Origin of the sequence: Microbacterium sp. MMO-113, assembly GCF_037148555.1 — a bacterium.
Classification (GTDB): Bacteria; Actinomycetota; Actinomycetes; order Actinomycetales; family Microbacteriaceae; genus Microbacterium.
The window spans coordinates 130,764-154,610 of the sequence record NZ_JBBCTD010000001.1 but is presented as its reverse complement, the minus strand read 5'-3'; the positions used below and the strand labels follow the sequence as shown (position 1 = coordinate 154,610).

Here is a 23,847-nt window from a genome sequence, read left to right as displayed (position 1 = left end):
CCGATGACCGAGATCCTCCCCAGCTACGTGCAGGGCTCCTGGTGGACGCCCGCCTCCGACGCGGACGCCACCGCGGTGCGCGACGCCTCGACCGGGGAGACGGTGGCCCGCGTCTCCACCGCCGGCCTCGACCTCGGCGCGGCGCTCGACTACGCCCGCACCACCGGCCAGGCCGCGCTCGGGGAGCTCACATTCCACCAGCGCGCCGTGCTGCTCAAGCAGCTCGCGCTCGCGCTGACCGCCCGCAAGGAGGAGCTGTACGCGCTCTCCAGCCGCACCGGCGCCACCGCGCAGGACTCCTGGGTCGACATCGACGGCGGCATCGGCGTGCTCTTCGCGTACTCCAGCAAGGGCCGCCGCGAGCTGCCGAACGCGAAGGTCTACGTCGACGGCGCCGTGGAGAACCTGTCGCGGGACGGCTCCTTCCTCGGTCGGCACATCTACACCCGGCTGCCCGGGGTGGCGGTGCAGATCAACGCCTTCAACTTCCCCGTGTGGGGCTCGCTGGAGAAGTTCGCGCCGGCCTTCCTCGCCGGTGTCCCCACGGTCGTGAAGCCCGCCACCCCCACCGGCTACCTCACCGAGGCCATGGTGCGCGTGATGGTCGAGTCCGGACTGCTGCCCGAGGGGTCGCTGCAGCTCGTCTCCGGCAGCGTGCCCGACCTCTTCGAGCACCTCCGCCTGGGCGACCTCGTCGCGTTCACCGGCTCAGCGTCGACGGCGGAGCGGCTGCGGGCGCACGACGCGGTGCAGACCGGCGGGGTCCGCTTCACCAGCGAGACCGACTCGATCAACGCCTCGGTGCTCGGCACGGATGCGGCATCCGGCACGCCGGAGTTCGACGCCTACGTGAAGCAGCTCGTCGCGGAGATGACGTCGAAGGCCGGGCAGAAGTGCACCGCGATTCGGCGGGCGATCGTGCCCGAGGACGCGGTGGACGACGTGATCGCCGCGGTGCGCGACCGGCTCGCGGCGCGGATCGTCGTGGGCGACCCGCGCGCCGAGGGCGTGACGATGGGACCGCTCGCCTCCACGGCCCAGCGCGACGAGGTGCTCCGGCAGGTGGCGCGACTCCGCGAGGGCGGGGGCGAGCTCGTGATCGGCTCCCCGGAGACGCCGACGGTCCGCCGTGCGGACGGCAGCGAGGGCCCCGCGGAGGACGGCGCGTTCGTGGCGCCGATGCTCCTGCGCTTCGCCGATGCGACGAGCCCCGCCGTGAACGAGATCGAGGCGTTCGGCCCCGTCTCCAGCGTCCTCGGCTACCGCACGCTGGACGAGGCGGCGGAGCTCGTGGCCCGCGGCGGCGGCTCGCTCGTGACGAGTGTCGCGACGCACGACCCGGAGGTCGCGACCACGCTCGCCGCGGGGATCGCCGCGTACAACGGCCGCGTGCTCTTCCTCGACCGCGACGACGCCCGCAGCTCGACCGGCCACGGCTCCCCGCTCCCGAACCTCGTGCACGGCGGTCCCGGTCGCGCCGGCGGCGGAGAGGAGCTCGGCGGCATCCGGGCGGTGCTGCACCACATGCAGCGCACCGCGGTGCAGGGCTCCCCGGAGATGATGACCGCGCTCACCGGGGTGTGGCACCAGGGGGCCTCGGCCCGTCCGTTCGACACCGGCGACGGTGTGCACCCCTTTCGCAAGTCGCTGGCGGAGCTGCGCATCGGCGACCAGGTCGTCAGTCCCTCGCGCACCGTCACCCTCGACGACATCGAGACGTTCGCGGCGTTCACGGGCGACACGTTCTACGCGCACATGGACGAGGCGTCCGCGGCGGCAAACCCCTTCTTCCCCGGACGCGTAGCGCACGGCTACCTGCTCGTGTCGTGGGCGGCGGGGCTCTTCGTCGATCCGGCTCCCGGTCCCGTGCTCGCGAACTCCGGGCTGGAGAACCTGCGCTTCGTGACCCCGGTCTCCCCCGGCGACGAGATCCGCGTCGAGCTCACCGCCAAGCAGATCACGCCGCGGGAGACCGACGAGTACGGCGAGGTGCGCTGGGACGCGGTGCTGAAGAACCAGGACGACGAGCTCGTCGCGACCTACGACGTCCTGACTCTCGTCGCGAAGGAGCTCACTCCCGCCGCATAGTCCCGAGACCCCGGGTTCTCGTCGAGGCCCCGCCCTTCCCACGCGGAGACGGCGGGGCCTCGGCGCGAAGACGGGGTTTCGGGGTCAAGGGTGGCGGAGGCCGTCGAGGGCGATCGCGACGACGTCGTCGGCGAGGCGGTCGGCGCCCTCGCGACCACCGGGGCGGTACCACTCGACGATCGAGTTGATCATGCCGAACGTCAGGCGGGCGACGACGGCCGCGTCGATGTCGGAGCGCAGGGCACCCTCGGCCTGCGCCTCCGCGACGAGGGCCGTGATGCGGCGGTCGAACGCCCGCCGCCGGGTGAGGGCGCGGCGCTCGACGTCGGTGTTCCCGCGCACGCGCAGCAGCAGCGTCACGGCGGGGAGCTGGTCCACGAGCACATGCACGGCCCCGCGGAGCACGTGCTCCAGCCGGGCAACGGCGTCGGCTGCTCCAGCGTCGACCGGGCGGGGTGCGTCGACCACCGCTTCGAGCCCGCCGAGAGCGCTGTCGAGGGCACGGTCGAGCATCTCGTCCTTCGACCCGAAGTGATGGTAGATCGCCGACTTCGACAGCCCGAGACGCTCGGCGAGCATCCCGATCGAGGTCGCGTCGTAGCCGTGCTCGTTGAAGGCGGCCACCGCGACCGCGAGGATCCCCTGCTGGTCGTACCCGGGGCGGCCGCGCCGCGTGGTCTGCATCTCGGACATCCCCCTCAGTCTCGCACCGCCCGCCGCGCGCATCGCGGAGGTCGACGCCGAGACCCCCGCGTGTCAGCGCAGGTCGTAGACGCGCTTGTACTTGCCCTCGCTGCGCGGCAGCGCCCCCGGCTCCTCCAGCCGCACGGCGACCGACGAGCCGATGAACACCTTGATGCGCTGCACCAGCACCTGCGCCGCCGCCTCGCACGTCTCCACGGACAGGTCGGGGTGACGCTCGATGCGCACCGTGAGGGCGTCCATCCGGCCCTCCTTCGTCAGCTCCAGGATGAAGTGCGGCGTGAGCTGCTCGATCCCGAGCACCAGCTCCTCGATCTGCGTCGGGAAGAGGTTGACGCCGCGCAGGATGATCATGTCGTCGTTGCGTCCGGTGACCTTCTCCATCCGCCGCATACCCGGACGCGCCGTGCCGGGGAGCAGGCGGGTGATGTCGCGCGTGCGGTACCGGATGACGGGGAACGCCTCCTTGGTGAGCGAGGTGAAGACGAGCTCGCCCCGTTCGCCGTCCGGCAGGGCCTCCAGGGTGTCGCCGTCGATCACCTCCGGCAGAAAGTGGTCCTCCCACAGGTGCGGGCCGTCCTTGGTCTCGAGGCACTCGTTGCCGACACCCGGCCCCATGACCTCGCTGAGTCCGAAGATGTCGAGGGCGTCGATGCCGAGCCGCTGCTCCAGCTCGTGCCGCATCTCGTTGGTCCAGGGCTCCGCGCCGAGCACCGCGACCCGGAGCGAGGTGGACCGCGGGTCGATGCCCTGCGCGGCCATCGCGTCCGCGATCGTGAGGAGGTAGCTCGGGGTGCACAGGATCGCGTCCGGCTCGAAGTCGCGGATGAGCTGCACCTGTCGGGCGGTCTGTCCGCCCGACATCGGGATCACGGTGGCGCCCAGTGCCTCGATGCCGGCATGCGCCCCGAGCCCGCCCGTGAACAGGCCGTACCCGTAGGCGTTGTGCACCTTCATGCCGCGCCGGATGCCGCTGGCGCGGAGCGACCGGGCCACCAGCGTCCCCCAGCGGTCGAGGTCGCCGCGCGTGTAGCCGACGACGGTCGGGCGGCCCGTGGTGCCGCTGGACGCGTGGATGCGGGCGACGTCGGCCATCGGCACCGCGAACATCCCGAACGGGTACGTCTCGCGCAGGTCGTCCTTGGTCGTGAAGGGCAGCCGGTGCACGTCGTCGAGCGTGCGGATGTCGTCGGGATGCACGCCCGCCTCGTCGAACTTCCGCGTGTAGAGCGGCACGTTGCGATAGGCGTGCTGCACGGTCCACTGGAGGCGCTCGAGCTGCAGACGCTCGATCTCGGCGCGGCTCATCCGCTCCTCGGGGTCGAGCTCGCCGGTCGTCGGCGGGCGGAGGGCGGAGGCGGGGGCGGTCATCGTCGACACGGGGACTCCTCGGAACGGATGGGATCAGAAGGTGCGGGAGGTGGTGCGGGAGCGGCCGCGGAACTCGGCGACCGCGTCGCCCTGCTCGTCCACGACCGTCACGTCGTAGAGGCCGGAGCGACCGCTGCGGGTGCGGCGGACGGCCGTCGCGGTGAGCGTCTGCCCCGCGACGGTGGGCTTGAGGAACGAGATGTCGGCGCCGGCGGCGACCGTCACCCGGTCGTCCTCGTTGCAGGCGATCGCGAAGGCGGTGTCGGCGAGCGCGAACACGAGCCCGCCGTGGGTGATCTGGAAGCCGTTGGTCATGTCGTCACGGACGCGCATGGACACGACCGCGTGCCCCGGGTCGTCGCGTTCGACGACGAGCCCGAGCATCGCCGAGGCCCGGTCGCGTTCCATCATGGCCCGGTTCGGCCGCACGGCCTCCGCCGTATCCGTCGCCTCCGTCATCGCCGACCTCCTCGTCGCGCTGGGACGGGACGACCGCGTCCCGTCCGCCCATACTAACTGAACGATCGGTCAGTAACGCAAGGAGGTCGGCGGATCATGCCATGCGTCACTCGAAGTCGAGCGGCGGCCAGAGCGCCGCGTCCTCCACCGTCACGCCCGTGATCACTGCAGCAGGGTCCTCGTAGTCCCTGTCCGCCCGGAAGCGGATCGTGCCGCCTTCCCTCGTCGACCACTCGTAGAAGAACTCCGCGGACGAGACGACGCGGAGGAACGTGCCCTCCGGGAAAGCGGCGACGGCGTCCGACAGCGGGGCACCGATGCGGAGCCCGCCCGTGGCGGGAAGGACCGCACCGTCGGGCTCCAGGTCACCCTGCACGTTCGCGATCCCGGCGGTGACCGCTGCGAGGGTCGTGCCGTCGTCCGTGAAATGCAGCAGGAGCGTGCTCGTACCGTCAGCGCTCACGAGGCGCACGAGCGTGTGCGTGCCACCGGTGGGCTGAGCGGTCGCCCCCGGGATCGCCGCCAGCGCATCCTCGCGGGGCATCCCGAGCTCGAGCGGTCCGACGCCCGTCGCCGTCATCTCCCATTCGCTCCAGGGGGCGCCGGGATCCGCGGCTTCCGGAGTCTCGGTCGTAGGCGGGTTCTCCGTCATCTTCTCGACGAGTGCGGACTTCGCTTCGCGGGCGCGGTCGCGCACGAGCAGTGCCGCGCGCTCCGCGTCGAACTCCGAGCCGTCGAGGGCGGGCTGCCACACGTGCACGATGACGTTTCCCACGGCGGCGAACGCATGATGCGCCCGCCAGGCGCCGTCCCCTGACCCCAGGTCCAGGGTGCCGCCGAACGCGCGCACCCCGTCGGTCTCCGGCGCAGCGACCGCCGCGAAGGTGCCCGCACCCTGTGCGTCGAACTGCGCACACCGCTCGACGGTGGAGAGGAGGTCGTCCATTCGTGCCGCGGCGACCTCTTCCGACGCGAACTGGAGGATCTCCTGCTTGCCGCTGTTCCCGGTGTCGTCCTCGTCCACCCAGGGCACCGTGCGCGCCCCGATGCTGCGCATCGACGTCTCGACGGTCAGCAGCAGGCAGACCGCGGGGCTGAACTCGGGCCCGCCGCCGTCCGAGTACTGCAGCAGCGTGTCGTCGACCACGGCTGCGGGCGGAGCGGACGGGAACAGCTGTGCGACCTCCTCCGGCGTGAGGGCGAACGCGTCCAGCTCGTCCCCGACGAAGAGGAGGGGCCCGGCATAGGGATCGGGAGTGGGGGTCGGGGTCTCCGGCGCCGGTGATGCGGTCGCCGTGGGTGTCGCCTCGGGCGTCGCCGCGCACCCCGGGAGCACCGCCAGCACTCCCGCCACCACCGCTGCGAGGAGCGCCGCTCCTCGCAGCTTCCGTCCGCCGTGCACCGTCGCCGACATGAACCCTCCGCATGATCATGTGCGCCGTGGACACGGCGCCCCCTGAGGGAAGAGTAGCGGTCGGACGGCGGTTCGACTCAGCCCGTCTGGCCTCCGCCGAGCACGAGAGCTGCTGCGCTCCGCGCCTCCGCGGCGGTCGCCGCGCCGCTCGCATCTTCGGCCGCCCGACGGCACTCGTCCGGGTCCGCCGCGTCGAGTGCGGCCGCCACCCGCCCGAGCGCACGGGGCGTCATCGACAGCGAGGTCGCGCCGAGCCCGACGAGCACGGGGGCGAGTGCCGGGTCCCCGGCCGCCTCCCCGCAGATCCCGACCGGCTTTCCCGCCGCCCGTCCCGCGGCCCCGACCGTCCCGATCAGCCGCAGCACCGCCGGCTGCCAGGGATCGTTGAGATCGGCGAGCGCACTGGACAGCCGGTCCGCGGCCAGGGTGTACTGCGCGAGATCGTTGGTCCCGAGGCTCACGAAGTCCACGACCTCGAACAGCTCGGCGGCCAGCAGCGCCGCCGCCGGGGTCTCGATCATGATCCCCGCTCTGTCCAGCCCCGCGGCACGGCACCGCGCCGCGAAGTCCGCCGCCTCGTCGACCGTGGCGACCATCGGGGCCATGACCTCCACCTCGGCGGATTCCGCATCGGCAGCCCTGGCCAGCGCGCGCAGCTGGTCGTCGAGCAGAGCGGGCCGGCGACGCGAGAGGCGCAGACCCCGCACGCCCAGCGCGGGGTTCTCCTCGTCGTCGTCGTTCGCGAACGGCAGCGGCTTGTCACTCCCCGCATCCAGGGTGCGCACGACGACCTTCCGCCCGGGGAATGCGCGCAGCACCCCGCGGTAGGCCTCGACCTGCTCCTGGATGCTCGGCGCCGCCGTCCGGTCGAGGAAGCAGAACTCGGTGCGAAAGAGCCCGACCCCCTCGGCGTGCGCCGCGGCCGCGCTCCCGGCATCCGACGCTCCTCCGACGTTGGCCAGGAGGGGCACGCGGGTCCCGTCCGCGAGACGGCCCCGTCCGTCGAAGGTCACCACGACCGCCGCGGCCCGCGCCTCGGCGATCTCCGCCTCGTCCGGATCGACGTGGATCGTGCCGCGATCGCCGTCGACGAGAAGCATGGCGCCCTCGCGGATGCCGGTCGCCCCTGGCACCCCGACCACGGCAGGCAGTCCCAGTGCCCGCGCGATGATCGCCGTGTGCGACGTGGGCCCGCCGTCCGCGGTCACGAGAGCGACGCAGCTCCCGCCGTCCAGCGCTGCCGTGTCGGCGGGGGCCAGGTCGCTCGCGACGAGGACGAAGGGCTCGTCTCGCTCGGGGACTCCCGGCATGTCCACCCGGAGGATCTCGGCGATCATGCGGTCGCGGACGTCACGGATGTCGGCGGCTCGTTCCGCCATCCTCCCGCCGAGAGCCGTGAGCGCCGCCTCGTGCGCCGCGGACGTCTCCCAGACCGCTCGCGCCGCCGTGCGCCCCTGTGCGCGCACGAGGGCGGTGGCTTCGGCGACGAGCTCCGGGTCGGAGGCGAGGAGCCGGGACGCGTCCAGGATCGCCCGTGCCTCCCCGCGGGCCCGTTCGGCGCGCGAACGCAGCTGATCGGCGACGGCCACCGCGGCCCACTCGATCGTGGAGACCTCGGCCTCCCGGCCCTCCGGCGGGACGACGGTCTCGACATCCGGTTCCGGGAGTGCCGGCGCGAGGGACACCGCCCTCGCGGCCACCCGTCCCGGGCTGACGCCGCGGCCCTGCAGCACGGTCCCGGAGACGATCTCCGGCGGCGGCGCCGACTCGTCGTCGGCCCGGGCTCCTTCCTGGTCGTCCCGCGCGGTGTCGCGCGCGGGCGCGGGTGCGGTTCCGGGGCTTCCGGCGGCGCCCTCGTCCGACTCGACGCCCTCGCCGAACCCTCCCTCGAAGAGCGAGACCAGGCGGTCGATCGCCGCCTCCGCGTCCGCGCCTCGACCGGTGAGCTCGATCTCGGTGCCCTGCCGCGCGCCGAGTGCGAGCAACCGGGTCAGGCTCCCGGCGGCGGCTTCCGGGCCGTCCGGCAGCCGCCGCAGACGGACGTCCGCGCCCGCCGCCGACTCCGCGATCAGCGCGGCGGGTCGGGCATGGATGCCGAGAGGGTTGCGCACCCGCACACGACGGGAGACGGTCTCCCCGGCCGGCTTCGGCCCGTCAGAAGCGGGCTCCGCGGGCGACCGCTCGGTGTCTTCTGCCGTCGCATCGTCCGTCGGGGCGAGCTGACCGGTCTTCGCGGCCAGCGCCGAGGCGGCTTCAGCGGCGACCGCATCGAGGTCGCCCCCGGCCGCCGCGCCCACCACCGCGGCGAGGAGCCCCTCCACGAATGGCGCGGGCGCGAGCCGCACCGGCACCTCGCTGCTGCGCAGCTCCAGCGCGAGCTCGGCACTCAGCACGGCCGACCCGAGGTCCATCAGCACGAGCACGCCGTCGACCTCGGCGGCGAGCTCGTCGATCGCCGCGGACACCGCGACGGCATCCGTCCCGAGGATGGGCGCGCCGTCGGCGTCCACGCCCGCCCCGGCCGCGATACGCACCGGCACGCCGCCGCCCGGGACCATCTGCAGGGCGAGTTCGAGCGCCGCCTCCCCGAGCCGGGCGCTGTGCGAGACGGCGACGATCCCGATCATCCGGCGTCCGCGAGGGCCGCCGCGAGCGCCTCGAACAGGAGCGCCGTCGAGGCGGCACCGGGGTCGAGGTGGCCCGCGCTGCGTTCACCGAGGTAGCTCGCCCTGCCCTTCCGGGCGACGAGCGGTACCGTGGCGTCGCGCCCGGCATCCGCGGCAGCCGCCGCCGCCCTGGCGGCGGCCGCGGTATCGGCTCCTCCGGCGAGGGCGGCGTCGAAGGCGTCCACCGCGGGAGCCATGGCGTCGAACATGGTCTTGTCACCCGCCTCGGGCTTGCCCCGCGCGACGATGCCCTCCAGCCCCGCTCGGAGCGCGGCGGCGAGCGCCGGTCCGTCGAGCGTCGTCACCGCACCGGCGGACATCCCCATGCGCAGGAAGAACGTGCCGTAGAGGGGGCCGCTCGCGCCGCCCACCGAGCTCACCAGGGTCATGCCGACGGACTTGAGCAGCTCGTCGATCGTCGCGGGCGTCGTCGCCGCGAGCTTCTCCCCGGCCGCCGTGAAGCCGCGCGCCATGTTCGCGCCGTGATCGGCGTCCCCGATCGCGGAGTCCAGTTCCGTGAGCCAGTCCCGCTGCGCGGTGACGGCTTCCCGGTAGCGGGAGATCCAGTCGACGAGGACGTCGGTGTCGACGGCCGCCATCACGCACCCCACCGCAGGCCGGGGGTGTTCACCGGTGCGTCCCACAGGCGCAGCAGCTCGTCGTCCGCCTTCAGCACCGTGACGGAGCACCCGGCCATGTCGAGGGAGGTGATGTAGTTGCCGACCAGGTTGCGCGCGATCTGCACGCCGGACTTCTCCAGGATCGACGCGACCTCGCCGTACATGAGGTAGAGCTCGATCAGGGGCGTGGCTCCCATGCCGTTGAGCATCACGATCGCGGGCCCGGTGGCGTCGAGGTCGCCCAGGATCGGCTCGACGAGTTGCCGTGCGATCTCGGACGCGGGGGCGAGCGGCTCACGGTGACGTCCCGGCTCGCCGTGGATGCCGATGCCGATCTCCATCTGGTCGTCGGGGAGGTCGAAGGTGGGCTTGCCCGCCGCGGGGACCGTGCAGCTGGTGAGGGCCATGCCCATGGAGCGTCCCTGACCGTTGATGCGCTTCGCGAGGTCGACCACGGCCGCGAGGTCGCGGCCCTCCTCCGCGGCCGCCCCCACGAGCTTCTCCAGCAGGACCGTGAGGCCGACGCCGCGCCGCCCCGCGGTGTAGAGCGAGTCCTGCACGGCCACGTCGTCGTCCACGACGACCGTGCCGACCTCGATCCCCTCCATGGCGGCGAGCTCGGCGGCCATCTCGAAGTTCAGCACATCGCCGGTGTAGTTCTTGACGATGTGCAGCACACCCGCCCCGCGGTCGACCGCCTGGGTGGCGACCTGCACGCGGTCGGGGGTGGGCGAGGTGAAGACCTCGCCGGCGACGGCCGCGTCGAGCATGCCGGTGCCGACGTAGCCGCCGTGCAGCGGCTCGTGGCCCGATCCACCGCCGGAGACGACGGCCACCTTGCCCTGTTCCTTCGGTGTCGCTCGGGTGATGACGTGGTTCTCCAGGTCGACCGAGAGTTCGGGGTGCGCGGCGGCGACGCCCTTCAGGGACTCGACGAGGACGTCCTCCGGGGCGTTGATGAGCTTCTTCATCCTGCGATCTCCTTTGATGCGGCGTGAGTCTCGAGCGAAAATCCGAAAGGGATTCGTCAATGTCGAATATGCTCGGAGCCTGCCGGGTTGTCAAGATCGATCCGGCGACCGGAGACCGGGCTCAACGACGACCGGAAGGAGGACGCGCATGATCCAGGCGATCGACCGCGCGGCGAAGATCCTCGACCTGCTCCAGGGCGCCCGCCACCTCGGCATCACGGACCTCTCCGCGGCCCTGAGCCTGCCGCCGTCGACCGTGCACGGCCTGGTGAAGTCGCTGCGCGCGCACGGCCTCGTCGCGAAGGAGCGCGGCGGACAGCGGTACATGCTCGGCCCCACACTGCTGCGACTGAGCAACGTCTACCTCGACACCCTGGACGTGCGGGCGCGGGCGATGCGCTGGACGCAGGACCTGGCGCGGCGGACGGAGCTGTCCGTGCGCCTCGGCGCCCCGCACCTCACGGACGTCCTCGTCATCCATCACAACCTCCGCCCCGACGACAGCCCGCAGATGCTGGAGACGGGGATGGCGGTCCCCGCGCACGCCTCCGCGATGGGGAAGGTGCTCCTCGCGTACGACCAGGGCTTCCAGCAGAGCGTGTTCGCCGAGCCCCTGCGCAGCCTCACCGGCGACACCATCACCGACGTGGCCCGACTGACCCTCGAGCTGCCGGGGATCGCGGAGCGCGGGACGGCGGCGGAGAGCGATGAGGCCGTCCTCGGCGAGTCGTCCCTCGCGGCGCCGATCGCCGACGCCTCGAACACGATCGTCGCCGCGGTGGCCGTCGTGCTGCCGACCGCGGAGGCGCCGGCATCCGACACCGTCATGCACGCGCTCCGCGAGACGGCACGGAACATCTCCCGCGAACTCGGCGCGACGACCTGGCCACCGCCCGTGGCCCCCGCCGAGGACTGACGACGGTGGTCAGCCGCGCAGGCCGAGCGCGAACGGCAGCACGGCCGTGGCCCCGGCCTGCCGCACCGCGCGCGCTGCGACCGTCAGGGTCCAGCGACTGTCGATGAGGTCGTCGACGAGCAAGACCGGACCGGCGGGGACCTCGAGATGCGCCGCGTCGAACCGGTCCCACACCCCCGCGAGCCGGAACACGCTGTTCCCGCCCGCCTGCCCCGACGGCCCTCCGCCCCGCCACTCCAGCGCGCCGAGGTACGGCAGCCGCCCGATCTCGGACAGCCCGCGGGCGAGGGAGTCGACGAGCTGCGGATGCGACCGCGACGGCATCGCGATCACGGCCACCGGCCGCTCCGCCCAGCCCCACCCGGCGAGCACGCGCACGCACGCCTGCAGCAGCGCCGGGCTGATCGGGGCGTCCGGGGCGCCTGCCGCGAAGACCTCGCGCAGCGTGCCGCCCCAGCCGAGGTCGGTGAGCCGGGCGAGGGCACGTCCCTCATCGGCCTGCTCCCCCGCGGGGATGCGGCCACGCACCGGCACATCGAGGCGGTCGGCCCCTGTCGGCCACGCGCGACGCGGTTCGACCGGCACGCCGACCCGGTCGAGGGAGGCCGCCGCCTGCACGCTCGCCGTCTGCGCGACCTCCGCCGGGAACCACACGCCCGCGCAGTTGTCGCACCGGCCGCAGGGAGCCGCGGTGTCGTCGTCAAGAGCCCGCTGCAGGAAGGCCATGCGGCAGCCGTCCGTGCGCTCGTACTCGAGCATGTGCTCCTGTTCCGCCACCCGCTCGGCGGCGATGCGCTCGTAGCGCTCGGCGTCGTACGTCCACGGCTGTCCCGTCGCGACCCACCCACCCTGCACCCGACGCACGGCACCATCCACGTCGAGCACCTTCAGCAGCAGCTCGAGCGGCGTGCGGCGGATGTCGACGAGGGCCTCCAGCGCCGGCGTCGAGATCGGGCTGTCGCCGAGCGCCGCGATCACCCGTTCCGCACGCTCCCGATCGGGCATCGACGCGGTCGCGAAGTAGTGCCAGATCTCGCGGTCTTCGACACCGGGGAGCAGGAGCACGTCGGCGCTCTCGCTGGCACGCCCCGCTCGTCCCACCTGCTGGTAGTACGCCACGGGTGAGGACGGGGCTCCGAGGTGGACGACGAACCCGAGGTCCGGCTTGTCGAACCCCATGCCGAGGGCGCTGGTGGCCACGAGTGCCTTCACCTCGTTGCGCTTGAGCATGCCCTCCGACTCCGCACGCTCCTCGGGGTCGGTCTGCCCCGTATAGGCGCGCACGTCGTGGCCGTGGTCGCGCAGGAACCGCGCGGTGTCGACCGCCGCCGCCACCGTCAGCGTGTAGATGATCCCGCTGCCGGGGAGGTCGTCGAGGTGGCTGAGCAGCCAGGCCAGGCGGCTCGCCGAGTCCTTGAGGCGGAGCACGCCGAGCCGCAGCGAGGTGCGGGCGAGCGGCCCGCGGATCGTGAGCACGGGCACCGCCTCCGCTCCCCCCGCGCCACCAGGCAGCGCCCCGAGCTGCTCGGCCACGTCGGCCACCACGCGGGAGTTGGCCGTCGCGGTCGTCGCCAGCACCGGCACGTCGGCGGGCATCTGCGCGATGAGGTCGCGCAGTCGGCGGTAGTCCGGGCGGAAGTCGTGCCCCCAGTCGCTGATGCAGTGCGCCTCGTCGACGACGAGCATGCCGAGCCGCGCCACCAGCGCGGGCAGCTGCTCCTCACGGAAGGCCGGGTTGTTCAACCGCTCCGGCGAGACGAGCAGCACGTCCACGTCGTCTCCGGCGAGCCGCTCCTGCACCTCCGCCCACTCGTGGGCGTTGGTCGAGTTGATCGCCACGGCGCGCACGCCCGCCCGCTCGGCCGCGGCGATCTGGTCGCGCATGAGCGCCAGGAGCGGAGAGACGAGCACGGTGGGGCCGGCCCCCTGCCGGCGGCGGAGCAGCGTCGCGACGAAGTACACCGCCGACTTCCCCCACCCCGTGCGCTGCACCACGAGCGCGCGGCGACGCCCCTCCACCAGCGCCTCGATCGCCTCGAACTGGCCGGCATGGAAGTCGACGTCGGGACGGCCGACGAGTTCGCCGAGAGCGGCGCGGGCGGCCTCACGGAGGGGCACGGCAGTCGGGGAGGTCATACCGTCCACTCTGCCGCAGACCTCCGACAGGACTCCGACCGCCGCCCGGTCTCGGTGGATGACCGCCGTGGAGGCCGTAGCGTGGAGGAATGATCACCCGCGAACTCGCCGTCGCGCTTCGCGATGCCGGTCTGAACTGGAAGCCCACGGAGGGTGACCGCTTCCAGCTCGATCTGCCGGACGAGGTGGAGCTGGAGGCGGAGGCCGACGTCTTCACGGTCAGCGCGATGACCATCGAGGCGCGGCAGACGCCGGCCGGGACGGATCTCGCCTTCAACGGCACGACGGAGTGGGCGCTCGACGCCGTGACGCTCGCCGATGCGGTGTGGCTGCCGCGCGAGGACCAGCTGCGCGACCTGCTCCGCGGGACGTTCCGCGCCCTCACCCGCCTCCCCGACACGTTCCGCGTCGAGATCGAGCTCGGCGGCGCTCCCCTGTGGTTCGAGCACCCGGACCCGGCGGAGGCCTACGGCCGCGCGCTGCTGGCGCTGATCTCGCGCTCCCGCTGACACGCCCTGTTGAATCGGGCCGTCGCGTGTGTCAGAATTACCTAACGATCGGTCAGTAAAGAAGGACCGGAGCCCGAGGAGTCGACGATGACCAGTCCCGCAGACCTGTCCCTCGTGGACGGCGAGACCTCCGACGAGGAACGCCTGTTCGACGAGCTGATCGCGAACGAGCAGCGCATCGAGCCGCGCGACTGGATGCCCGAGGCCTATCGCAAGACGCTCATCCGGCAGATCTCCCAGCACGCCCACTCCGAGATCATCGGCATGCAGCCCGAGGGCAACTGGATCACCCGCGCCCCGAGCCTCAAGCGCAAGGCGATCCTCATGGCGAAGGTGCAGGACGAGGCCGGGCACGGGCTCTACCTCTACTCCGCCGCGCAGACCCTCGGCATCACCCGCGACGAGATGATGGACCAGCTCATCTCCGGCACGGCGAAGTACTCGTCGATCTTCAACTACCCCACCCCCACCTGGGCCGACATGGGCGCGATCGGCTGGCTCGTCGACGGCGCCGCGATCTGTAACCAGGTGCCGCTGTGCCGCGCCTCCTACGGTCCCTACGGGCGCGCGATGGTGCGCATCTGCAAGGAGGAGTCGTTCCACCAGCGCCAGGGGTTCGAGATCCTGCTCTCGCTCATGCGCGGCACCGACGAGCAGCGGCAGATGGCGCAGGACGCGGTGGACCGCTGGTACTGGCCGAGCCTGGCGATGTTCGGGCCGCCCGACGACCAGTCCCCCAACTCCGCCCAGTCGATCGCGTGGAAGATCAAGCGCTTCTCCAACGACGAGCTGCGTCAGCGGTTCGTCGGCATGCTCGTGCCGCAGGCCGAGATCCTCGGCGTCACCCTCCCCGACCCGGACCTACGGTTCGACGAGGAGACCGGTCGCTACGAGATGGGCGAGATCGACTGGGACGAGTTCTTCCAGGTGCTGCGCGGCAACGGCCCGTGCAACGCCGAGCGTCTGGAGCGCCGCCGCACGGCGCACGACGAGGGCGCGTGGGTGCGGGAGGCCGCCGCGGAGTACGCCCGCAAGCAGCGTTCCCGCCTGACCCCTGAAGGGGCGGTGGCGTGATGGCGACCCCCGGACACGTCGAACACGAACCGTGGCCCCTGTGGGAGATCTTCGTGCGGGCGAACCGCGGGCTGAGCCACGTGCACGTCGGCTCGCTGCACGCCCCCGACGCCGACATGGCCATCCGCAACGCGCGCGACCTCTACACCCGCCGGGGCGAGGGCGTGTCGATCTGGGCGGTCCCCGCCGAGGCGATCACCACGAGCGACCCCGATGCCAAGGGGGCGTACTTCGAGAGTCCCGCCGGCAAGAACTACCGGCACGCGGTGTACTACACCGCCTCCGAGGGGGTGCCGCACCTGTGACCCTTCGACAAGCTCAGGGACCCAGCCAGGCTCCGGGAACCGGCTCCGCTCAGGTGGTCGGCGACGTCCACGGGGAGGCACACGGCGACGTCTCCGTCGACGAGCTGAGGCTCAGCGAGGAACTGGCCGGCGCGGGCACGACCGCGGCGAGCGCCGACATCGCCGAGTACGCCCTGTGGCTCGGCGACGACGCCCTCATCCTGTCGCAGCAGCTCGGCGCCTGGATCTCCCGGGCCCCTGAGCTGGAGGAGGACGTGGCGCTCGGCAACATCGCCCTCGACCTGCTCGGCCACGCGCGCTCCTTCCTGCACTTCGCGGGCACGTGGGACGGCCGTTCCGAAGACGACCTCGCGTACTTCCGAGACGAGCCGGAGTTCCGCAGCGCCTGGATCATGGAGCAGCCGAACGGCGACTTCGCGCAGACCATCGCCCGACAGCTCGTCGCCTCGGTCTACCTGGTGGAGCTGTACACCGCCCTCCGTGCGAGCACCGAGCCAACGTTCGCCGCGATCGCGGAGAAGGCGCTCAAGGAGGTCGACTACCACCGCGACCACGCCGTGCAGTGGGTGCTGCGCCTCGCGGGCGGCACGGAGGAGTCGCGGCGGCGGATGATCCGTGCCCTCACGGACGTGTGGCCCTACGTCGACGAGCTCTTCCGCGACGAATCCCTGATCGATCGACTGGGCGACGTCGCCGTGCGCCCGTCGACCCTCCGTGCACCGTTCGACGCGGTCATCGCCACCGTCTTCGCGGAGGCCGAGCTCACCGTCCCGCAGGTGTCGGCGTCGGCGGCGGGCGGCCGGAACGGCGCGCACGCGACCCCGCTCGGGCACATCCTCGCCGAGATGCAGGTGTTGGCGCGACGGCACCCGGGGGCGTCATGGTGACCCGGACCACCGCCGACGCGAAGGCCGAGGCGTGGCGGATCGCCGCCGCCGTGCCGGACCCGGAGGTGCCGGTGCTCACGATCGAGGACCTCGGGGTGCTGCGGGCGGTCGAGCTCCGCGGCGAGCGCGTGGTCGTCGACATCACGCCGACCTACAGCGGGTGCCCGGCCATGGACACGATCCGCGACGACGTGGTGCTCGCGCTCACGGCCGCCGGGTTCGCCGACGTCGAGGTGCGGCTCGTGCTCTCCCCCGCGTGGACCACCGACTGGATGAGCGACGCCGGGAAGCAGAAGCTCCGCGCCTACGGGATCGCGCCGCCCAGCGGCCGTGCGGCCGTCCCCGCCGGTCCGATCCGGCTCGCCCTCAGCGTGCGCTGCCCTCGCTGCGGCTCGCTCGACACCCGTGAGGTCTCCCGCTTCGGCTCGACCTCGTGCAAGGCGCTGTACGAGTGCCGGGCCTGCCTGGAACCCTTCGATCACTTCAAGGTGCACTGATGTCGCTGTTCTCCCCCGGCCCGGCGACGACGCCGGCGCCCTCCCCCGCCTCCCCCGCCCGGGCGCGCGGCCGTGCCCGGTTCCACACGCTCGAGGTCGAGGACGTCCGGCCGCTCACCGAGGACTCCGTCGAGGTGACCTTCACGGTGCCCGCGGAGCTCGCCGACGACTACGACCACCTCCCCGGGCAGTACGTGGCGCTGCGCACGACGCTGGACGGCGTGGAGGTGCGGCGTTCCTATTCGCTCTGCCGGGCGCCCGAGCATCGCACCGACGGGGCGCCCACCCGCCTGAGCGTCGCCGTGAAGCGCGACGAGGGCGGGACGTTCTCCACGTGGGCCCAGACCGGCCTGCACCCGGGCTTCCGCATCGACGTCATGAGCCCCCAGGGCACGTTCACCTCCGGCCTCGACGACCTGGACGAGAAGCACGTCGTCGGCATCGCGGCCGGCTCCGGGATCACGCCGCTGATGGCTCTCGCGCACACCGTGCTCTCCCGGTCGCAGACCTCGCGGTTCACGCTCCTCTACACGAACCGGTCGACGCTGGACGTGATGTTCCTGGAAGACCTCGCCGACCTCAAGGACCGCTACCCGACGAGGCTCACGCTGCACCACGTGCTGTCCCGCGAGCAGCGGACCGCGCCGGTGCTCTCCGGCCGCATCGACGAGCCCAAGCTGCGGACGATCCTCGACGCGCTGATCGACCCGGCCGACGTGGACGAGTGGTTCCTGTGCGGACCGCTCGCGCTCGTCGACCTCTGCCGGGAGGTGCTGGCCGACGTGGGCGTACCCCGCGAGCACGTGCGCTTCGAGCTGTTCACGACCGGCGACGAGCCGGTGCGGGCCGCCCGGCCGGTCACGGTGCGCTCGGGCGAGAAGACGGTGCGGATCGAGGTGAACCTCGACGGCGTGTCCTCGACGGTGGAGAGCCCGGTCGCGGCGCGCGAGTCGGTGCTGAACGCCGCACTGCGGGTGCGGCCGGACGCGCCGTTCGCATGCGCGGGTGGCGTCTGCGGCACCTGCCGCGCGCGCGTGATCGAGGGCAGCGTCACGATGACCGAGAACTACGCCCTGGAGCCAGACGAGCTGGAGCGCGGCTACGTGCTCACCTGCCAGTCCCATCCGACCAGCGACCGCGTGGTCGTGGACTACGACGTCTGAGGAGTCCTGATGATCGATCTCGCCATCGCCGACGACGTCGCCACCGTGGTGCTCGACGCCCCCGCGAAGCTCAACGCCCTGGACGAGGCCGCCCTCGCGGAGCTCGACGCCGCGTACCGGGATGCCGAGGCCGCCGGGGTGCGCGCGCTGCTGCTCCGCGGTGAAGGGCGGGCGTTCTGCGCCGGTCGGGACATCTCCGCCGTCGATCCGCGCGACGACGACGTGCTCGGCTACCTCGGCGGGCGGGTGACACCGCTGCTGCAGCGGATGTCCCGCTTCCCGGCGCCGACGTTCGCCGTCGCGCACGGCGCCTGCCTGGGCGTGGGACTCGGCCTGCTCATCGCGACCGACGTCGTGTACGTCGCCGAGTCCGCGAAGATCGGCTCCCCGTTCGCCGCACTCGGCGCGACCCTCGACTCCGGCGGGCACGCGCTGTTCCTCGACCGGCTCGGCGCGCACAAGACGCTCGACCTCATCTACACCGGCCGGCTCATGAGCGGCACGGAAGCCGTGCGCTCGGGGCTCTTCTCCCAGGTGCTCCCGGACGACGAGGTGCAGGCCGCCGCGACGGCCGCTGCGGGGAAGGCCGCCCACGGCGCCACAGCCGCCTTCCGAGCGAGCAAGGAGCTCGTCGCCCGCATCCGCGACGAACGCCTCACCCTGTGGGAGTCCATCGACGTCGAGAACGCGGCGCAGGCCGCCCTGTGCGACACGGAAGACTACCGCGAGGGCTTCGCCGCGTTCCAGGAGAAGCGGAAGCCGGAGTTCCGCGGGCGCTGACCGACGATGGCCGGGGCTGCGCTCACCGCACCAACTGACCCAGGATCGTCGGGTCCTTGATCTTGTCGTCGGCCGCGAGCATGACGACCTTGGAGACGATCTCCGCGGTCCGCGGATCGTCGTCGACGAAGGGCAGGAAGACACGCCCGCGGTGCTGCGCACCGACCGGGATGACGAACAAGGTGTTGCCGGGGATCAGGTGCACGATGCCCGAGCCGAGATGTACCGAGTACGTGCCGAGCGCTCCGGTCACGCGCGCGTGGTGGCCGGACACCTCGACGTTGACGATTCCGAGCATGAGGCACGTCTCATCCACGATGCGCGCGCGCACCTCGACCGCCGACTCCGACCCCTGGGGATCGACACCGCTCGCGTGCCCGACCGAGACCACAAGATCGAGGTCGCGCATCGCCTCGGAGTAGACCCTCGGTGGCACCTTGTCGAGCGCGATCGCCCGCCACGATCCCACCGGCCCGAACCGCACGTCGTTGATCGTCGCGCCTTCGACCTCGGCCGCTGTCCCCCAGCCGTCCTCGACGTTGCAGAAGACGTGGATCTTCTCGTTGTGGAAGGTGCGCTCGAAGCCGTTCCCGTGGTACCGAACCCAGTTCCGAGCGGCGAAGAGTCCGGAGGCGCGACGTGCGTCGATCTGATGCCCGACGTAACGGCGCGACGATACTCCGCCCTCGCCACGCTCGTTCTCGGTGGGCGTGTAGAGCTCGCGGAACACCTGCTTGAACGGCTGCGGGCGTCCGCGCATCATGATCGCGTGCTGCAGGTCGGGCCAGTCGCCGCTCGCGAGGAGATCAACGGGATGCGCGATGCGCAGTCGTCCGAGCGGCTCGATCGTCGTCCCATCGACGCTCACGAGATGATCACCATCGGCGGAGAGGAAACCTACCCTCCCCTCCGCGTCGACGAGCACGAGATCGGCCAGCATCCTGCCGAGCTGGGGGTGATCGCGCAGGAGCACGAACTCCTCGGGGTCGAAAACGTCGCCGAGCACGCACGCCGCCTCGAGAGACGACCGCATGCGCCGCGCCTGGTTCTTGAGTTCTTTGGCGCGATTCGTCACTGCCGCGATCGCCTCGACCTTGCGGCTCTTCGACGGCACGGCGGCGAGCGCCTTGCCTGCACGGTCGACCCCGATCACCGGCATCCCCTGCTCGTCGATCGACAGACTGACGGTGACGTCGCCGTCGACGGCGACGACCGCCCCCTGCGCCAGATCGGCGGCGGTCCGCGCCTCCATGGCCCAGATCAGCCGCTGCGGATCGCGATAGCCGGCGCCGCGCGCCAGATTCTCCAGTGCGGTGTGCACCGCGGCCGTCTCGGCGGCGCGACGCTGAGGACCATTGGACCTCCCTGTACTCACGAAGCCGCGCAGCACTTCGTAGCGACGCAGAAGGACGTCCGACTCCCGCTCCGGCAGGGGCAGGAGCCCATAGGCACGGACGGCATCCTGGTGCCGCTTCTCGTGCATGCGGGTCAGCAGCTCGTCCGCGCCGATCTGGCCGCGCAGCACGTCCGCGAAGAGCTCGGCCTGCTTGTGCTCCCCCGACACGGAGGCGTATCTCGCGGCCTTGAGTACGCGGTCGAGCCGCTCGTCACCGAGTTCGGCGCGCATCCGACGGAACCACGCGGCGTCCGCGCAGCCGCGGTACCGATCCTCCGTCGTCACCGGCGTGCGCTGCGCGATCTCCCGCGCCCGGTATGCGCGAATGCTGCCGTCGAGCCAATACGTGTCCACAGGCGTGTGAGCGTGCACCCACCAGACCGCCGAGGCGAATCCCGGCCAGCCAAGATACTGCTCGAACACCTCCGCCCACTGTGGGGCATACATCGCCGTCTCGACGATGCGGGTCTCCGTGATCTGGGAGCCGGCGAGAGCACGACGCGCCGTTTCCGCGGACTCGTCCGGCGCGGGGTGATGCACTCTGACGAGGTGCGACAGAACCGATTCACGGTCGGCAGGTGATATCGACTTGCGCTCGAACGGACGACGACCGAGCGCTCGGAGCGTCGCGACCAGAGTCTCGGTCCCGGTCGCCCGCTCCAGCGAGGTCGCCATCCGTGAATACGGTGTCATGAGATCACCACGGGGCAACTCGAGCTCGACGACCGTCCGCTGAATAGCCTCGACGACCGTCTGCGTCGCCGGCGCCGCGCCCGTGATCGAGCTGAGCGAAGCGAGCGGATTCCGCACCGTTCCGTGCGGCTCATCGCGCAGCGGCGGACGCACGAACGCCCAGTCGGCGAGATCGGCGCGGGTGGCGATCCCGCGCTCAAATGCCGCGCGCACGATGGCGAGCGGCGGGCGGAATCGGAAGGGTTGATCGACCGCGACCTCGGCCACGCCCCGAGAGAAAGGAGGGGACCATTCGACCTTCGGCCCGCCCCACTGGTCGACCGCGCCGCCGGGCTCGTCGATGAATCGCAGGATACTCCACAGCCGGCGCAACTCGTCGTCGTCGAGAGCCGCCGGATCCACATATTCGAGCGGTTTCCCGAACTCGCTGCGCTCACGGGGATCATGGACGGAGCGGGCGCCGTTCTCGCTGAACTCGATGGTGCGCGGGCTGATGAGCCTGTCTGTCGGCAGCTCGGCCGCGGCGAGCGCGAGCAGCTCCATCATCGGCCCCGCCCAGGATGTGCGCCTCTCTCGCCGACCGAGGTTCGCGAGGAGCGACAACCGCAACGATGCCTGCTGGTCGCTCGCACTCCGGCCGATGTCTCCGAGTACTCGCAGGCCGAGCGCGTCCTGTCTCGCATGGAGCACATCGAGCAGAGCGAGCTCCACTCCGCCGTCGACGAGCCCTCCGCGCACGCGCTCCCACCAGGGATCCACGAGCTCGGACAAAGGCATGCTCCCGTCCTCGTTCGCTCGCAGCTCGTGCCAGGAGAGGTTCGCGAGAAGTCGGACGCCGGTCGTCGACTGCACCTCCACGCCTGAGTGCTCATCCATCCACGCCGTGAATGACAGCCAGATCCGACGCACTCCCGGGTGGTATCGCTGCCAGCGCGACTCGGCTGGAGCGGGGGGACGCACGGAGGGGGTGCGCTCCTCGACGCTGAATCGGAGGACCTCCGGGCGGTCCGCATATGGCCCCTCAGCGCTGGCGTCTTCGGGGAACGTCTCCTGGACGGGAGGCGCCGAAGACACTCCGGCGACTGCGGCGAGATCGTCGGCAGCCCGACGTTGCAGGGCCGCGCCCACCGCAAGGCGATTGACGGATGCCGCGATCTCCTCGTCATCCTGCAACTGCAGCAGCCGGAGAGCGGTCTTGCGGATGTCCTCCGCCTTGCGCGTGAGAGACCCCTCCAGCTCCACCGCTTCTGCGGTCGTGATGCGGTCGACGTCAAACTGTCGCCGAGCCGCCCCTCGTACTTGCGAGGACGCGTCGAAGAGAAGTGCGAACAGCGGCGCGCGATAGCGGTCGACGTCCCTGCCGTATCGGATGGCAGCCGCGCGACGCACATCCGGCGAGGCGTCAGCGAGATCGACCTCCTCGTCGCTCGCATAGACGCTGATGACGTCGATGATCGCCGCGCTCTTGATCGACACCTTCTGGCGGGTCAGGATGCCGATGTCCGCCTCGCGCGCGGCGGTCGACTCGGCGCGGCGCCGACGCAGAGCGGCTACGGCCTCCGATGTCAGAGGCAGGTCGCGCTGAGCCGTTCCGTCGCTGACAGGCCATGCCTGCAGCGCCGCGGCGAAGACCGCGAACTCCTGGTCCGCGAGCGCGAGAGCGAGCGGTTGAGCGGTCGCCGGGTGCCACAGTCTGACCAACATCCTCGCCGCGGCGATCCGGTGCCCGACCTCCCCGTCGCGCAGCAAGGCAGTCGCCACGTCGACCGCGACCGCGATGTCACGTATTGCGAGGGCCCACACCCCGAAGTACGCCTCGACGCGATCGACACCCCGGAGACTCTCGGCGTCCGGTGGCGTGCGGAGAAAGCGCAGGGTCGTCGCGAGTGCGGAGCGCACGGCCTCGGTGTCGCGCACGGTCAGTTCCTCGCCCACCCATGCCGCGACGGCTCGGGTCGAGCTCGAGAAACGCTCGAGCTGCGCATCGACCACGACGTCGAGGACGCGTTCGATCGCATCCGGATGGGCGCTGTCGAGGGCGGTGAGGATCGTCGTGCGCAGTCCTTCCGCGCGTCCGGCGTCGCGCAGCTGCTCCACGACCACATCCCAGGCGCCTTCGTCGGCCGATGCGAGCAGCGCGACATACGCGTGCGCGGACGGTCCGCCGATCGCCGGCGATCCGGTGAGGCTCTCCACCAGGATGCGACGAACCTCGCTGTCGCCCGCATCCACCGCCGATGCGAGGAGGTCACCGAGATGGGTGTATTCCGAGAGGTGAAGGAGCCAGGTGGCGTGCCACGTCATCGGCTGCGGGTAGTGGGTGAAGTGCCGGATGAGCGACGTCAGCCGCTCCCAGCGGGAGGACAGCGTCGACGCCAGATCGAAGGAGCGGAAGGGTTGCGAGCCCCACCAATCCTGCAGATACGGGCGTGACCGGGACCAGTCCCACCAGAACGCGAGTTCCGCCCCGACCGTCGGGCAGAGGGCCGACAGCACCTTCGCCGCCGCCCGCTCGTGCAGGGCGTCGAATTCGTCAGCGAGGGCGCGAGACGTGGCGCGCACCACCTCGGCCGCCGCTTCGTCGTGCGCACCGCTCTTGTCGTTCAGGTTGTCGGCGATGCGGCGCGCGAGGCGCGGGGCCGTGAGCCCGCGCGCGCGGACGTCCTGCATCGCTCCGGCCTTGCAGGAGCAGAATGCGCGCAGCTGGTCGGCTGCCTGGTCGGCACTCAGCACGGGAGTCCTATCCGGTCAGAGCGACGAGGCGCACCAGCCGAAGGCGGGAGTACGGTCCGATCGCATGGGTGGCGTCAAGGTCCGTGATCCGGACATCGTCGAGGAAGGCGAAGAAGAGCTGGTCGTCAAAGGCCTCGATCGCCCTCGCATGGGCGTCGTCGAGGGCCGGCGCTGGTGGCAGCTCGCGCCCCTCGTTCCCGTAACGCCCCCTCTCGGCTCCCCGCACGAGGTCGGCAGGCGTGAGGATCTGCAGCGCCGCCGATCTCTCGCGATGCGACGCGTACTCCGCGAGTTCGTGATCGACGAGAATGCGCAGCAGCGCGCGAAGAGTGAGGTCACCCTCGGCGCCGCGGATCGCGAGCGGTTCGCCGAGCGTGCGTCTTCCCATGTCAGCGGTCTCGACGAGCATTCGCCCAGTGTGGCATGCGGCGGGGACATCGTGGCGCAAGGGCCTGGGCTGATGTCCG

19 protein-coding genes are annotated in these 23,847 nt (G+C 71.7%); 9 read left to right on the top strand and 10 right to left on the bottom strand.

Translation table 11 applies throughout. The annotated features are described in order from the left end of the window. The first annotated feature begins 3 nt into the window (after window positions 1-3). Window positions 4-2,088, top strand: a complete 2,085-nt coding sequence (paaZ, locus tag WFJ36_RS00700; protein ID WP_336642435.1) for a phenylacetic acid degradation bifunctional protein PaaZ — start codon at window positions 4-6, stop codon at window positions 2,086-2,088. Between the two features lie 84 nt (window positions 2,089-2,172). Here paaZ and WFJ36_RS00695 read toward each other — a convergent pair whose 3' ends face one another. The 7 genes from WFJ36_RS00695 to dhaK form a co-directional block, all read right to left on the bottom strand. Continuing rightward, complete coding sequence (locus WFJ36_RS00695; RefSeq protein ID WP_292786917.1) at window positions 2,173-2,781, bottom strand: TetR/AcrR family transcriptional regulator; 609 nt, start codon at window positions 2,779-2,781, stop codon at window positions 2,173-2,175. 63 nt (window positions 2,782-2,844) lie between these two features. After that, the gene (gene paaK, locus WFJ36_RS00690) at window positions 2,845-4,161 is read right to left on the bottom strand and encodes a phenylacetate--CoA ligase PaaK (protein WP_336642954.1); all 1,317 of its coding nucleotides are present in this window, start codon (window positions 4,159-4,161) and stop codon (window positions 2,845-2,847) included. Window positions 4,162-4,194: 33 nt separating this feature from the next. Then, entirely contained in the window at window positions 4,195-4,620 is a 426-nt protein-coding gene (paaI, locus tag WFJ36_RS00685; protein ID WP_071327400.1) for a hydroxyphenylacetyl-CoA thioesterase PaaI, read from the bottom strand. A 106-nt stretch (window positions 4,621-4,726) separates the two neighbouring features. Next, window positions 4,727-6,034, bottom strand: a complete 1,308-nt coding sequence (locus WFJ36_RS00680; protein WP_336642434.1) for a hypothetical protein — start codon at window positions 6,032-6,034, stop codon at window positions 4,727-4,729. A 77-nt stretch (window positions 6,035-6,111) separates the two neighbouring features. Further along, the gene (gene ptsP, locus WFJ36_RS00675) at window positions 6,112-8,661 is read right to left on the bottom strand and encodes a phosphoenolpyruvate--protein phosphotransferase (protein WP_083391594.1); all 2,550 of its coding nucleotides are present in this window, start codon (window positions 8,659-8,661) and stop codon (window positions 6,112-6,114) included. Then, complete coding sequence (dhaL, locus tag WFJ36_RS00670) at window positions 8,658-9,299, bottom strand: dihydroxyacetone kinase subunit DhaL (RefSeq protein WP_071328032.1); 642 nt, start codon at window positions 9,297-9,299, stop codon at window positions 8,658-8,660. Before dhaL ends, ptsP begins: the two co-directional genes overlap by 4 nt. Next, on the bottom strand, window positions 9,299-10,291 hold the full coding sequence (dhaK, locus tag WFJ36_RS00665) for a dihydroxyacetone kinase subunit DhaK (protein WP_071327402.1): 993 nt from the start codon (window positions 10,289-10,291) through the stop codon (window positions 9,299-9,301). The genes dhaL and dhaK overlap by 1 nt, the downstream gene beginning before the upstream one ends. Before the next feature lie 148 nt (window positions 10,292-10,439). On the opposite strand from dhaK, the gene WFJ36_RS00660 reads away from it, so the two are divergent. Further along, window positions 10,440-11,207: an IclR family transcriptional regulator gene (locus WFJ36_RS00660; protein WP_071327403.1), complete on the top strand. Its 768-nt coding sequence runs from the start codon at window positions 10,440-10,442 to the stop codon at window positions 11,205-11,207. 9 nt (window positions 11,208-11,216) lie between these two features. On the opposite strand, the gene WFJ36_RS00655 is transcribed toward WFJ36_RS00660, so the two are convergent. Then, the gene (locus WFJ36_RS00655; protein ID WP_071327404.1) at window positions 11,217-13,343 is read right to left on the bottom strand and encodes a RecQ family ATP-dependent DNA helicase; all 2,127 of its coding nucleotides are present in this window, start codon (window positions 13,341-13,343) and stop codon (window positions 11,217-11,219) included. Between the two features lie 89 nt (window positions 13,344-13,432). Here WFJ36_RS00655 and WFJ36_RS00650 point away from each other — a divergent pair, with 89 nt between their 5' ends. From WFJ36_RS00650 to WFJ36_RS00620, 7 genes are all read left to right on the top strand, one after another. Continuing rightward, complete coding sequence (locus WFJ36_RS00650) at window positions 13,433-13,852, top strand: pilus assembly protein CpaE (protein ID WP_071327405.1); 420 nt, start codon at window positions 13,433-13,435, stop codon at window positions 13,850-13,852. 87 nt (window positions 13,853-13,939) lie between these two features. Then, on the top strand, window positions 13,940-14,926 hold the full coding sequence (gene paaA / locus WFJ36_RS00645; RefSeq protein WP_336642433.1) for a 1,2-phenylacetyl-CoA epoxidase subunit PaaA: 987 nt from the start codon (window positions 13,940-13,942) through the stop codon (window positions 14,924-14,926). Continuing rightward, entirely contained in the window at window positions 14,926-15,231 is a 306-nt protein-coding gene (gene paaB / locus WFJ36_RS00640) for a 1,2-phenylacetyl-CoA epoxidase subunit PaaB (RefSeq protein WP_062635989.1), read from the top strand. The genes paaA and paaB overlap by 1 nt, the downstream gene beginning before the upstream one ends. Window positions 15,232-15,284: 53 nt before the next feature. Then, the gene (paaC, locus tag WFJ36_RS00635) at window positions 15,285-16,118 is read left to right on the top strand and encodes a 1,2-phenylacetyl-CoA epoxidase subunit PaaC (protein ID WP_071327407.1); all 834 of its coding nucleotides are present in this window, start codon (window positions 15,285-15,287) and stop codon (window positions 16,116-16,118) included. After that, complete coding sequence (gene paaD / locus WFJ36_RS00630) at window positions 16,112-16,615, top strand: 1,2-phenylacetyl-CoA epoxidase subunit PaaD (protein ID WP_071327408.1); 504 nt, start codon at window positions 16,112-16,114, stop codon at window positions 16,613-16,615. Before paaC ends, paaD begins: the two co-directional genes overlap by 7 nt. Further along, window positions 16,615-17,778, top strand: coding sequence for a 1,2-phenylacetyl-CoA epoxidase subunit PaaE (gene paaE / locus WFJ36_RS00625; protein ID WP_071327409.1), 1,164 nt, complete (start codon window positions 16,615-16,617; stop codon window positions 17,776-17,778). Before paaD ends, paaE begins: the two co-directional genes overlap by 1 nt. Window positions 17,779-17,787: 9 nt before the next feature. After that, window positions 17,788-18,558, top strand: a complete 771-nt coding sequence (locus tag WFJ36_RS00620; RefSeq protein WP_071327410.1) for an enoyl-CoA hydratase/isomerase family protein — start codon at window positions 17,788-17,790, stop codon at window positions 18,556-18,558. Window positions 18,559-18,580: 22 nt separating this feature from the next. On the opposite strand, the gene WFJ36_RS00615 is transcribed toward WFJ36_RS00620, so the two are convergent. Both WFJ36_RS00615 and WFJ36_RS00610 read right to left on the bottom strand, forming a co-directional pair. Then, a complete protein-coding gene (locus WFJ36_RS00615; protein WP_336642432.1) occupies window positions 18,581-23,380 on the bottom strand; it encodes a DUF5724 domain-containing protein in 4,800 nt (1,599 codons plus the stop codon). Between the two features lie 7 nt (window positions 23,381-23,387). After that, window positions 23,388-23,768: a hypothetical protein gene (locus WFJ36_RS00610; protein ID WP_143049216.1), complete on the bottom strand. Its 381-nt coding sequence runs from the start codon at window positions 23,766-23,768 to the stop codon at window positions 23,388-23,390. Window positions 23,769-23,847 lie beyond the last annotated feature (79 nt).